The organism is Pseudomonas sp. NFACC39-1, from assembly GCF_900110355.1.
Classification (GTDB): domain Bacteria; phylum Pseudomonadota; class Gammaproteobacteria; order Pseudomonadales; family Pseudomonadaceae; genus Aquipseudomonas; species Aquipseudomonas tehranensis.
In genome coordinates, this window is the sequence record NZ_FODL01000003.1 from 423,648 (window position 1) to 436,007 (window position 12,360).

General features: G+C 59.9%; 13 protein-coding genes. 8 read left to right on the forward strand and 5 right to left on the reverse strand.

The annotated features are described in order from the left end of the window. Positions 1-2 precede the first annotated feature (2 nt). The gene (locus BMY45_RS08685; RefSeq protein ID WP_092396637.1) at positions 3-944 is read right to left on the reverse strand and encodes a DMT family transporter; all 942 of its coding nucleotides are present in this window, start codon (positions 942-944) and stop codon (positions 3-5) included. Between the two features lie 74 nt (positions 945-1,018). Between BMY45_RS08685 and BMY45_RS08690 the strand changes: the two genes are divergently transcribed. Next, the gene (locus BMY45_RS08690) at positions 1,019-1,873 is read left to right on the forward strand and encodes a LysR family transcriptional regulator (RefSeq protein ID WP_092396639.1); all 855 of its coding nucleotides are present in this window, start codon (positions 1,019-1,021) and stop codon (positions 1,871-1,873) included. On the opposite strand, the gene BMY45_RS08695 is transcribed toward BMY45_RS08690, so the two are convergent. Next, positions 1,870-3,612, reverse strand: coding sequence for an amidase (locus BMY45_RS08695; protein WP_092396641.1), 1,743 nt, complete (start codon positions 3,610-3,612; stop codon positions 1,870-1,872). The two genes, BMY45_RS08690 and BMY45_RS08695, sit on opposite strands and share 4 nt — an antisense overlap. Before the next feature lie 264 nt (positions 3,613-3,876). Between BMY45_RS08695 and nhaA the strand changes: the two genes are divergently transcribed. Further along, positions 3,877-5,070, forward strand: coding sequence for a Na+/H+ antiporter NhaA (gene nhaA / locus BMY45_RS08700; protein WP_092396643.1), 1,194 nt, complete (start codon positions 3,877-3,879; stop codon positions 5,068-5,070). Positions 5,071-5,118: 48 nt separating this feature from the next. On the opposite strand, the gene BMY45_RS08705 is transcribed toward nhaA, so the two are convergent. The 3 genes from BMY45_RS08705 to arsB are packed head-to-tail and all read right to left on the reverse strand — an operon-like array spanning position 5,119 to position 7,731. Continuing rightward, positions 5,119-6,177 carry an NAD(P)-binding domain-containing protein gene (locus BMY45_RS08705; protein ID WP_092396645.1) on the reverse strand — a complete coding sequence of 353 codons (1,059 nt, stop codon included), beginning with the start codon at positions 6,175-6,177 and terminating at the stop codon, positions 5,119-5,121. Positions 6,178-6,213: 36 nt separating this feature from the next. Further along, entirely contained in the window at positions 6,214-6,561 is a 348-nt protein-coding gene (locus BMY45_RS08710; RefSeq protein ID WP_092396647.1) for an ArsR/SmtB family transcription factor, read from the reverse strand. A 54-nt stretch (positions 6,562-6,615) separates the two neighbouring features. Next, positions 6,616-7,731, reverse strand: coding sequence for an ACR3 family arsenite efflux transporter (arsB, locus tag BMY45_RS08715; RefSeq protein WP_092396649.1), 1,116 nt, complete (start codon positions 7,729-7,731; stop codon positions 6,616-6,618). Positions 7,732-7,967: 236 nt separating this feature from the next. Between arsB and BMY45_RS08720 the strand changes: the two genes are divergently transcribed. The 6 genes from BMY45_RS08720 (at position 7,968) to arsJ (ending at position 12,354) form a co-directional block, all read left to right on the forward strand. Further along, the gene (locus BMY45_RS08720; RefSeq protein WP_092396651.1) at positions 7,968-8,381 is read left to right on the forward strand and encodes an arsenate reductase ArsC; all 414 of its coding nucleotides are present in this window, start codon (positions 7,968-7,970) and stop codon (positions 8,379-8,381) included. An 8-nt stretch (positions 8,382-8,389) separates the two neighbouring features. Continuing rightward, complete coding sequence (locus tag BMY45_RS08725) at positions 8,390-8,761, forward strand: metalloregulator ArsR/SmtB family transcription factor (RefSeq protein ID WP_092396653.1); 372 nt, start codon at positions 8,390-8,392, stop codon at positions 8,759-8,761. Positions 8,762-8,788: 27 nt separating this feature from the next. Then, entirely contained in the window at positions 8,789-9,259 is a 471-nt protein-coding gene (locus BMY45_RS08730) for an arsenate reductase ArsC (RefSeq protein WP_092396655.1), read from the forward strand. 68 nt (positions 9,260-9,327) lie between these two features. Then, positions 9,328-10,044: an arsenical resistance protein ArsH gene (gene arsH / locus BMY45_RS08735; protein WP_092396657.1), complete on the forward strand. Its 717-nt coding sequence runs from the start codon at positions 9,328-9,330 to the stop codon at positions 10,042-10,044. Between the two features lie 66 nt (positions 10,045-10,110). Continuing rightward, the gene (locus BMY45_RS08740; RefSeq protein WP_092396659.1) at positions 10,111-11,115 is read left to right on the forward strand and encodes an ArsJ-associated glyceraldehyde-3-phosphate dehydrogenase; all 1,005 of its coding nucleotides are present in this window, start codon (positions 10,111-10,113) and stop codon (positions 11,113-11,115) included. Positions 11,116-11,124: 9 nt separating this feature from the next. Continuing rightward, the gene (gene arsJ, locus BMY45_RS08745; protein WP_092396661.1) at positions 11,125-12,354 is read left to right on the forward strand and encodes an organoarsenical effux MFS transporter ArsJ; all 1,230 of its coding nucleotides are present in this window, start codon (positions 11,125-11,127) and stop codon (positions 12,352-12,354) included. Positions 12,355-12,360 lie beyond the last annotated feature (6 nt).

Below are 12,360 nucleotides of genomic sequence, written 5' to 3' on the forward strand. Positions count from 1 at the left end.
GCCTACGCCACCCTTGCGGTCTGCCTGGCTTCGGTGCGCACCACCAGCCAGATACCGAGTCCGGACACCGCCATGCCCGACACCATTTGCCAGGAAAGGGGTTCGTTGAACATGGCCCAGGCCCACAGCATCGTCACGGGTGGGCTGAGGTACAGCACGCTGGCGACCCGGGTGGCTGTCGCCCGGCGCAGGCATAGCCAGTAGAGCCCATATCCGCCGATCGTCGACAAGCCCGCCGTCCACAGCACGCTCAAGGCGAAACCTGCGCTGGGTATCGGCGCGAGGCTGCCTTGTACACCTTCGAGCAAGGCGAAGGCGAACCCTGAAACGCAGCATTGCAACCACAGGTTGGGAAGCAGGCCCAGCGACTGCGACGCCGGGAGATGCTTTTGCCACAATGTCGCGACGGCCAGCGAGAGCATGCCAAGCAGCGGCAGGGCATAAGCCCACAAGGGCGCATCGCCCCAGGCGAGCGCGCCGTGGGTCACCAGCGCGGCACCGGCCAGGCCGATGACCAGGCCTGCCCAGACTCGCCAGGCCAGTCGCTGTCCCAGTACGCCAGCGGCCAACAGTGCCAGCCCCATGGGCAGCAAATCGGCGAATAGCGCGGCAAGCCCCGTAGGTACGCCCAGGGCAATACCTTGGGTAATGCCCGCCAGATAGCCCGCCATGGCCAGTAGGCCAATGCCGGCGTTTTTCAGAAGCACCGCAGGCGAGGTTCGAGCCAGTGCCCTGGCGACGAAGGGAAACAGAATGAGCGTGACCACGACGCAGCGCCAGAACACCACCAGCAATGCAGGGGCGTAGTCAATCGAGAAGCGCGCGCCAACGAACCCGGAGCTCCAGGTCAGCAGCAGTGCCGCTTCAAGCAGGACCAGGGGCACCGCCCGGTGCCAGGCCGGTTTGGATAGGGAAGGGCATGAGATCGATCGATATGGGTTCATGCCCACAGGCTACGAAAGCAGGCTAATCTAATAAATCAAAATATAGTGCAGCAGTCGTTCACAAAGGTTGAATCATGCCGGCCATACTCGATATTGAACTGATACGGACTTTTCATGCAGTGGCGCGCATAGGGAAATTCAGCGCGGCGGCGCAGCAGTTGCACAAAAGCCCGGCGGCGGTGAGCGTGCATATACAGCGGCTGGAGGCGGTGGCCGGCGGACGCTTGCTCAATCGTGACAATCAGGCGGTGTCCCTGACCGCCCTGGGCAAACGCTTGTTATCGTCTACCACGGAGTTGCTGAGCACCCATGACCGGGTGTTGGCCGACTTGCAGGGGACCCGCCTGGCGGGGCGCATCACCTTGGGTGTGCCGGATGAATACGCGGACCATGTCATCCGCGACATCCTCCCGACCTTCGCAGCCGGCTGGCCGAATGTGGTCCTGGAGCTCAGGACAGCGCCAAGCTATGCGCTGCGTGATCAGGTGCAGCGGGGGAAACTTCAGGCTGCGGTGATTGCCCGGCCGAAGGCGCAGCCGGGCACAGAGTCTCTGCTGTTAACCTCCACGTCGCCTGTTTGGGTCGGCCCGATCAATAGCGTGATTGCCTCGACGCAGCCGCTGCCACTGGCCGTGCATGCAGCGCAGTGTCCCTATCGGCAAGCCATGATCGAAGCGCTCAGGCAATGCGCACGCAAGTCGCGCATCGTCCTGGAAAGCCCCTCCACTCAAGCCGTCAAAGCGTCTGTGGAGGCCGGTTTGGCGATCAGTCTGATAGACCGTGCCCGGGTGACGGACAAGATGCAGATTCTCGACAGCTTGCCGGTGGTTCCAGAGCATGAGGTGGTATTCATGCGATCGCAGGCATCACACGCCGATGAAGCGGTGAACCTGCTCTCGCATGCCATGCAGCAGCACTTCCGGCTTTAGGGGCGGCCTGCGCCACGCTTATCTGTCGCTGTCGCCCCCGACAACGGCGGCGTCCGGGGCGGGATCACCCGTTTCGACCCTGTCGACTCAAACGCCGAAGCCAGGCGCAACAGCGTCGAATCGTCATAGGCACGTCCGGCAAATGTCAGCCCCACGGGCATGCCGATGTCCGCCATCACGCCCATCGGCACGGTGACCGTGGGCACACCCAGGTGCCGGATGGCCAGGTTGCCATTGGCGACCCAGACCCCGTTGCTCCAGGCGATATCGGCGGAGGTCGGATTGACATCGGCGTCTGCAGGGCCGACGTCGGCGACTGTCGGGAATATCACCGCATCGAGCCCAAGCCGGTCCATCCAGTCTTCAAGATCGATGCGGCGGGTCTGTTCAAGTCCCCGCAGTCCGTCCGCCAGGGTGGGAATCTGGTCCCAGGGGGTAATGCCGCGCTCGGCCATCCGCACGTATTCGTCCATGCCGGCGGCAAGATCGTCCTCACGATTGGGCAGGGTGCCCGGGTCGTGGGGGAATATCAGCGGCCCGTCAACATCGGCCAGACGATTGAGTTTCGGATCACCGTTGGCCCGCAGAAAATCATCGAACGCCCAGGCCGACAGGTCCCACAACTCATGGTGCAGGAACTCCTTGGATACCAGGCCTCGGGTGAAAACCGTCGGCGCGCCCGGACGATCTCCCTCGCAATTGGAGACCAGCGGGAAATCGACCTCGACCACCTGCGCACCACAGGCCAGGAGCGCCTTGCGAGCTTCTTCCCACAGGGCGATCACCGAGGCGCGGGTGTTGATTCGCTGCCCCGTCGGCCCGCCAATGCCGGGTGCTTGCGCCGTGCCCGCATCGGGATCGGCGTTGATGTACATACGCGGAACGCCGAAACGGACACCCGCGAGTGCGCCTGCGTCGGCGGCAAGGCCGGGATACGAGGCGGGGCGCACCGAGTCGACACTCGGGAGGGGTACCCAGGGCTGCATGCGCCACAGATCGCCGCGAGTGTCAGGGTCATGCGCCACCACGACGTCCAGCACTTCGAGAAGGTCCGCCATCGTCCTGGCATAGGGCACGACAACGTCCATTGTCGGGGTCAATGGCCAGTTGCCGCGCACCGAGATCACCCCGCGCGAAGGCGTATAGGCGCACAGGCCGTTGTTCGATGCCGGGCCTCGGCCGCTCGACCAGGTTTCTTCGGCAAGGCCGAATGCGGCGAAACTGGCCGCCGTCGCAGTACCCGCACCGTTTGAAGAGCCGGATGCGAAAGGCGCGGTGAGGTATTCGCCGTTGTAGGGGCTTTCCGCGCGGCCATACACCCCGCGTTGCATGCCGCCGTTGGCCATGGGCGGCATATTGGTCTTGCCCAGGCAGATCGCCCCGGCGGCGCGAAGCCGTTCGATGGTGAACGCATCGCGATAGGCGACCAGGCTCGCGAACGCCGGACTGCCAGAAGCGGCCGTGAGCCCCTTCACCAGATAACTGTCCTTGGCGGTATAGGGAATGCCATCGAGCGGACCCAGGAGCTGACCCTTGGCCCGACGGTCATCGGACGCCTGTGCTTCCTTCAGGGCATCGGGATTGCGAACGACCACGGCGTTCAGGGCGGTGGACGTGTCGGCGCCGTCGTAGGCATCGATCCTGGCAAGATAGGCCTGGACCAGCTCGACGGCGGTCGTCTGGCCGGATTCGAGTGCTGCGCGTAACTGGGCGATGGAGACTTCGGTGATTTCGATCATGTTGTTACCGTTGCTGCTGACGGGGACGTGGTGCGCGGAGCCTTTCAAACCGGACCTTGGGCACTTCAGGTGTCTCAAAGTGGGTTCTCATATCAGTGGCATGCACTTTACTACGGGATAAGCGCTAAAGGGCTTAATTGGAAAACCGCCTCCCATCGAGCAGTACCTTTTGTATAGAATGCCGTGCAAGGGTGTCACCGCAAACGCGGCAGGGCAGGTTTAATCAAGCGCAGGTCGGGCCGCCAGCGCGGAGTCGCTGTGCCTATGAGCCCGGAACCGTTGCGCCTGAATAATAAAAGTGAGTCACCTTCCGCCATGGCTTTCCTCTCCCGTTTTTTCGCCGCTGAATCAGCTGGCGGTCTGGCCCTGATGGCCTCCGCCCTGGCCGCACTCATCGTAGCCAATTCGCCCTGGTCAGAGGTGTACTTCTCCGCACTGCACGTCAAAGCCCTCGGGCTTTCGGTCGGGCACTGGATCAATGATGGCCTGATGGCTCTGTTCTTTTTATTGGTCGGCCTTGAGATCAAGCGCGAAATGCTTGAAGGCCAGTTGTCGCGCTGGAGTCAACGCGCGCTTCCAGGTTTTGCCGCGCTGGGCGGCATGCTGGTCCCTGGCCTGATTTACGTCGCGGTCAACTGGGGCAATGCGCAAACCCTGGGTGGCTGGGCGATTCCCACGGCAACGGATATCGCATTTGCCTTGGGCGTGCTGTCGCTGCTGGGCAAGCGTGTGCCGATTTCCCTGAAGATCTTTTTGTCGGCGCTGGCGATTCTGGATGACCTCGGGGCGGTCCTTATCATCGCGCTGTTCTACACCAGCGATTTGTCCGTCAACATGTTGCTGGCGTCGCTGGGCGTGACTGCTCTTTTGGTGGTACTCAACCGCTGCGGGGTGAAGAGGCTGTTCCCCTATTTGATCGCAGGCGCACTGCTCTGGTACTTCATGCTTCAATCCGGCATCCATGCGACCTTGGCCGGTGTCATCCTTGCCCTGTGTATTCCGCTCGGTGATTCCAACGAAGGAGGGTGGTCGCCGCTTCTCTACCTCGAAGAAAAGATGCATCCGTGGGTGGCTTTCGCGGTGGTGCCTATCTTTGGTTTCGCCAATGCCGGCGTATCCCTTGCCGGTATTTCCCCGAATAATCTGATCGATCCCGTACCGATGGGGGTGGCGATGGGGCTGCTGGTGGGCAAACAGATCGGGGTGTTCGGTCTGGCGGCGCTGGCCATTCGTTTCGGTCTGGCCAAGATGCCTCACGGGGCGAAGTGGTCTCAGATGTATGGCGTGGCGCTTTTGTGCGGAATCGGCTTCACCATGAGCCTCTTTATCGGTGCGCTGGCGTTCCCCACTGCGCCCCATCTGGTCGATGAAGTTAAAGTCGGCGTGCTGCTGGGCTCCACACTGTCTGCCATTATCGGAGTCTTGGTGCTGATGAAGGCGGGTTCGAAAAAGAGTTGAGGTGACCTGCGGCGATGCCTTTGCCGGTGTCGCCTTGAAAGCCTGGTTTCATGCCGGAGCGCGGAGGTGGTTCAGTAAATGCCGGAGTATCTGTTCGGCATCTGGCCCTACGCCCCTGAGGGTTGCCGAAGCAAAGTTGCGTTGTTTAGGCAGACCAACGAAGTACAAGCCGGGGACATGCGTGGCTCGTCCGTCACGCTGCCGCACACGAGCTCGTTCGTCCAGCACTGGCAGGCCTTCGAGAAATCCCAGGTTCGGACGAAAGCCGGTGGCAAACACCAGGCTATCAACGGCTTCATGCTGGCCATCGGGCCAAACAATACCGGTTGAGGTGACCTGGGTGAACATGGCCGCTTGATTGAAATCGCCGGCTTTGAGTGCCTTGCTGTAGGTGCCGTCGTCCAGTACCGGTGTGCTTTGGTCATTCAGCCAGCGGGTTTTCCCCAGGCCGGTCCATTTCAACCAGGTATGAAAGTCTGCCCCCAATATGCGTTGGGGTACGAACCGAATCGTCTCGCGTGTTGCCAGCGTCACCGTTGCCACTTTGGCCAAATCGTAAGCGATCTGTACGGCAGAGTTTGCGGCGCCAATCACGACGATGCGTTGTCCATCGAAGGGCTGGTTGTTTCGATAGTCGGCACTGTGGAGTTGAGTGCCGTTGAAGCTTCCGAGCCCGGGAATATCGGGTGTGTAGGGGCGGCTGAAGGCTCCCGATGCGACGACCACCGCTCTGGCCAGAAAGTGTTGTCCGCTGGCGGCAGTTATCTGGAACCCCCCGTTCACCCGATCTACCCGCGTGGCCCGAACCCCCTGGAGGATCGGTAGCTCAAAGAGCTCGGCATATTTCTCGAGGTATCGCACCACTTCGTCGCGAGCAGGGTAGTGGCCTGGAACTGCGGGGAACGGCATTCCCGGTAGAGAGGAGTAGGCCGCAGGCGAGAACAGTTCAAGGCTGTCGTAGTAGTTGCGCCAGTTCCCGCCCGGTTGCAGTTGCTCGTCGAGGATGAGGAAACTGAGCCCTTGGCGTTTCAAATGCCAACCACTGGCCAGTCCTGCCTGGCCAGCACCGATCACAACGACGTCGACTGGCTGATATATTTGGTTCATATGTGCGCACCTATACACGTTTTTGGATAAATAAAATCAGCTCGATCTGCCGGGGCAGCACAAGGGGGTGATGCTCTTGGTGTGGTGCAGGATGTCTTCCAGACGCTGGATAATGGCTGGGCCATCCACCTCGTAGAACACCTGTCGGCCGACCTTCGAGGCGCGAACGATACCGGCATCCAGCAGCACCTGCAGGTGGCGGGACACCACCGAACGCTCCTGAGGCAACTGCGCCGCAATTTCGGTGACATCGGCTCGGCCTAACTGCATGACGCGCTTCAGCACGGCGACTCGCGGCGGCTCGCACAGGGCTTTGAAGAAGGCGCCATCCAGCGATTCGATAGCGGCCTCGATGGCTTGGGCTCGGGTGAGTGTTGTAGTCATGCGTCGACTATATGTGCATGAGTATGCACATGTAAAGCGCCGATCAACACCCTCTTAAACAAGAGGATGTTCTTCTGAAACAGAGGTGGGCGAGGCGGTTGGCGTCATTTCTACGCTTTCTTTCGGGAACCAGGCCTGGGTCCGGTTGGCGAAGGCCACCAGCGACAGCATCACCGGTACTTCCACCAGCACCCCGACGACGGTGACCAGGGCCGCCCCGGAGTTGAGGCCGAACAAACCGATCGCCACCGCCACCGCCAACTCGAAAAAATTCGAGGTGCCGATCAGGGCGCAGGGGGCCGCCACATTGAACGGGACTTTCCATAGTCGCGCCGCCGCGTAAGCAATCGCGAAAATGCCATAGGACTGGAGCAGCAAGGGCAGGGCAATCAAGGCAATCAGCAGCGGTTTATCCAGAATGATCTGTCCCTGAAATCCGAACAGCAGCACCACGGTGCCCAGCAGGCCGAGGATCGACAGGGGCTTGACCCGGGCGTTGAAACGCTTGACCGCATCCTCGGCCTCGCCGGTGTTTTGCGCGGAAGCGCTGAGCTTCAGGCGGGTGAGCACCCCGGCAATCAGAGGGATCAACACATAGAGTCCGACCGAGAGGATCAAGGTTGCCCAAGGCACCTCGATATCGGTCACTCCGAGCAACAACGCCACCAGCGGCGCGAAGGCGAAAATCATGATCACGTCATTCAACGCCACCTGCGCCAGGGTGTAGGTGGCATCACCGCGAGTCAGCTGCGACCAGACGAACACCATGGCGGTACAGGGTGCGGCACCGAGCAGGATCAAGCCGGCGATGTACTGGCCGGCATCACGGGGATCGATCAGGTCGATAAAGAAATAATGGAAGAACAACACCCCCAGCCCCGCCATGGTGAACGGTTTGATCAACCAGTTGACCACCAGGGTGATGACCAGCCCCTTGGGCCGTTCGTGAATGCGCTTGAGGCTGGAGAAGTCTACCGACACCATCATCGGGTAGACCATCAGCCAGATCAGTCCCGCGACAATGAAATTGACCGAGCCGTATTCATAACCGGCCATGGTCTGGAACAGCTGTGGGAACAGACTGCCCAACCCGACTCCCGCCGCGATACACAGTGCGACCCAAACCGACAGGTAACGCTCGAAAAAGCCGATTGGCTGGGTGGTGCTCATGCTCAAACCTCTTCTCTGTGGATCAGTGGGCGCAGGTTGTGGATGGAGAACCCTATATATAAAAAATCATATATTCCTGAGCCTGGGGCGATCTTTTTCAGCAAATTCTTCTAAGAGGATTCTATCTCTATCTCGCTGTAAACGTCGCTTTTCATAGGAAAATAAGCAGTGGAAGCTTTACCTTATATTCGGATAATCATATATTCGACTTTCCGAATATTTGATGAGGCTTCATCATGATTGGCAAAGCCAGCGTACTCTTCGTCTGCACCGCCAACGCTGCTCGTTCCCAGTTAGCTCAGGCGCTGCTCAGGCACACGGATTCGGAGCATTTCGAGGCATTCAGCGCCGGTACTGCACCCACTGAGGTCGACCCTCGCACCTTCGAAGCCCTGGCGCATCTGGGGGTCAGTACGGACGGGTTACGGAGCAAATCGATTGATGAGTTCCGGGGTGAGCGTTTCGATTACGTCATCACCTTGTGTGATAAAGCCGCTTCGGAATGCCAGTCGCTCCCCGGCGCAGGCGAGGCCATGGCCTGGAGCTTCGAGGATCCGGTCACCAGCACCAAGCCCGATGCGTTCCGTCACACGCTTCACGAGATTCATGATCGCATCAAGATGTTTGTCTTGGTGAAAACCAAACACTGAGAACTGAAATGGCTGACCACCTGACCCCAACCACTGTTTTCAAATGCCTGGCCGACGACAACCGTGTACGCATGATGCTGCTCATCACCCGAGAGGGGGAGTTGTGCGTCTGTGAGCTGACGTGCGCGTTGAACGAGAGTCAGCCGAAAGTCTCCAGGCACTTGGCGCAGTTACGCACGTGCGGGTTGCTGTCGGACCGTCGGCAGGGGCAATGGGTCTATTACCGACTGCACCCCAACCTGCCTGACTGGGTGCTTCAGGTATTGACCGTGGTACTTGAAACCAACAAGCACTGGTTAAGCCCGGATGCCAGGCGACTGGATGACATGGGTGACCGTCCTGAGCGGGCAATCGCTTGTTGTGAAAGCACAACCGCCTGATCCCGCCTTCGACTACGAGACGAGCCGATGAAAATCCTGTTTCTCTGCACTGCCAATAGCTGTCGCAGTATCCTCTGTGAAGCGCTTTTCAATCATTTGGCCCCCCAAGGGATGAAAGCCTACAGCGCCGGAAGCCAGCCGAAGGGAGAAGTGCATCCGCTGAGCCTCAGAACATTGGAGCAAGCAGGCATTTGCACCGATGGCCTGTTCAGTAAGTCCAGTGACGTTCATGAAGAACTGGCGCCTGATTTCGTGATCACGGTATGTGATAAAGCCGCCGGTGAAGCCTGTCCGGTGTTCTTCGGTCCGGCGACAAAAGCCCATTGGGGGCTGGCTGATCCTTCGGAGTACCGCGGTACTCAAGAAGAGATCGAGGCGGCTTTCGAAGCCACCCTGGAGCAGATCAGAACCCGTATTGAAGCCTTCCTGGCACTGCCGCTTCCCCAACTGGGCGCTGAACAGCTCAGGGCAGAGCTGGCCCTGATCGGCACGTTGTAATCCGGGAGCGGTGATCATGCACCGCGGGTTTGATGACCCTACGAGCGCCGTTGCGCAGGACAAAGACTATGTTTGATGAGCCAATCCCCCAACTGAACACCGAGCTGGCTGATCTCCCATCGGCCGACAAGCTGGGTATTGAGAAAACCTCCCTGCACAAACCGCGCATTCTGCTGTTGTACGGATCCACCCGCGAGCGATCCTTCAGTCGTCTGATGGTGGAGGAGGCCGCTCGGTTACTGGAGCACTTCGGCGCCGAAGCGCGGATTTTCAATCCGTCGGGTTTGCCGCTACCCGATGACGCACCGGTCGATCATCCTCGGGTCCAGGAACTGCGCGAGCTGATGCAGTGGTCTGAAGGCCAGGTCTGGTGCTCGCCGGAGCGTCACGGTTCAATGAGCGCGGTGTTCAAGGCGCAGATTGATTGGGTGCCGCTGGCCATGGGCGCGGTCCGTCCGACCCAGGGCAAAACCCTCGCCGTCATGCAGGTCTGCGGTGGCTCGCAGTCGTTCAACGTGGTCAATCAACTGCGCGTGCTGGGACGCTGGATGCGCATGTTCACCATCCCCAACCAATCCTCCGTGCCGAAGGCCTATATGGAATTCGACGACAACGGCCGGATGAAGCCTTCACCGTTCTACGACCGCGTCGTGGATGTGATGGAGGAGTTGGTGAAGTTCACGCTGCTGCTTCGCGACCGCCAGGATTACCTGGTCGACCGCTATTCCGAACGCAAGGAGTCGGCGCAAGAACTGATGCAACGGGTCAATCAGCGCTCCATCTGAGTCAAACCATCGCCTGGTTCGACCTGATGTCGAACTCCCCAAACACCCGATACAGAGCACAACTACATGACTATCAAAGTGGGCATCAACGGTTTTGGACGCATCGGTCGCCTGGCATTGCGCGCCGCCTGGCATTGGCCAGAGTTCGAGTTCGTGCAGATCAACGACCCGGCAGGTGATGCGGCGACCCACGCGCACCTGCTGAACTTCGACTCGGTACATGGCCGCTGGAATTATCAGGCCGACGCCGAGGGCGACAGCATCGTCATCGACAGCAAACGCATCAAGGTAACCGCCAACAAAGCGATTGCCGACACGGACTGGTCGGGTTGCGATCTGGTGATCGAGGCCAGTGGCAAGATGAAAACGGTCGCCGTACTTCAGGGCTATCTCGACCAAGGCGTTAAACGTGTGGTGGTCAGCGCTCCCGTGAAGGAAAAAGGCGCATTGAACATCGTCATGGGCGTCAATCATCAGCTGTTCAAACCCGATGTTCATTCGATCGTCACCGCCGCTTCCTGCACCACCAACTGCCTGGCACCGGTGGTGAAAGTCATCCACGAGAAGCTGGGTATTCGTCACGGTTCGATTACCACGATTCATGACCTGACCAACACCCAGAGCATCCTCGATCAACCCCACAAGGATCTACGTCGAGCGCGTGCTTCGGGCATGAGCCTGATTCCAACCAGTACCGGTTCAGCCACCGCTATCGCGGAAATCTTCCCGGAACTGCGCGGACGCCTGAATGGCCACGCCGTGCGTGTGCCGCTGGCCAACGCTTCGTTGACGGACTGTGTCTTTGAAGTCGAGCGGGCCACCACTGTCGAGGAGGTCAATCAGCTCCTCAAGGACGCTTCCGAGAATGAGCTCAAAGACATCCTCGGTTTTGAAGAGCGTCCGCTGGTGTCCATCGACTACCGCACCGACCCGCGCTCATCGATCATTGATGCGCTATCGACCATGGTCATCAACGGCACCCAGGTCAAACTCTATGCCTGGTACGACAACGAGTGGGGCTATGCCAACCGCACCGTGGAGCTGGCCCGGATGGTCGGTCAGGCAGTCTGAGGAGCGATCATGAAAGCGTTGTCAGCCCTCGCTCCGCCAGTGCGGCAGTACTTGCTGGTCACCGGCAATTACTGGGCCTTCACCCTCACCGATGGCGCCTTGCGCATGTTGGTGGTGCTGCACTTCCATGCGTTGGGCTACAGCCCGCTGCAAATCGCCGCGCTGTTTTTGTTCTATGAGATTTTTGGCGTAATCACCAATCTGGTGGGCGGTTACCTCGGTGCCCGGCTAGGTTTGAACCGAACCATGAACATCGGCTTGGGCATGCAAGTCGTGGCGCTGTTGATGCTGACGGTTCCGCTAGCCTGGCTGAGCATTCCCTGGGTGATGGGCGCTCAGGCACTGTCCGGTATCGCCAAAGACCTGAACAAGATGAGCGCGAAAAGCTCGATCAAGCTGCTGGTGCCCGATGGGCAGCAGGGCAAGTTGTACAAGTGGGTGGCGATCCTCACCGGCTCCAAGAATGCCCTCAAGGGCGTTGGCTTTTTCCTCGGTGGAGCGTTGTTGGCGCTGATCGGTTTCAAAGGTTCGCTGTTGGCGATGGCCGGCGTGCTCGCGCTGATCTGGATCGGTAGCCTGATGCTGTTGAAAAAGGACTTGGGCAAAGCGAAAGCCAAGCCCAGGTTTCGCGACATTCTGTCCAAGAGCAAGGCGATCAACATCCTGTCAGCGGCGCGGATGTTCCTGTTCGGTGCCCGCGATGTCTGGTTCGTGGTGGCCTTGCCGGTGTACCTGAGCAGTGTTTTTGGTTGGGACTTCTGGAAGGTCGGTGGCTTCCTGGCAGCCTGGGTGATCGGCTATGGCATCGTGCAGTCCTTTGCGCCCAGCATCACCGGCAAGAAACGTGGGCACGTACCGGATGGTCGCGCGGCGTTTGTGTGGGCACTGGCTCTGGCGGGCCTGCCGGCGGCCATCGCACTTGGGCTCGATAACGGGTTGTCACCCCAGGCGGTGCTGCTGGGTGGGCTCATGGTCTTTGGGGTGCTGTTCGCGGTGAACTCGTCGCTGCACAGCTACTTGATTGTGTCCTACGCCAAGGAAGACGGCGTGTCGCTGGACGTGGGTTTCTACTACATGTCCAACGCCATGGGGCGACTGCTCGGAACGGTGCTCTCCGGCTGGGTCTATCAAACGTATGGGCTGGGGGCGTGCTTATGGATATCCAGCGCATTCGTGCTGCTCGCCGCTTTGATTTCCATAGGGTTGCCTCGCCACGCCAGTCCGGCGGTCGATCTTTAGCCACCT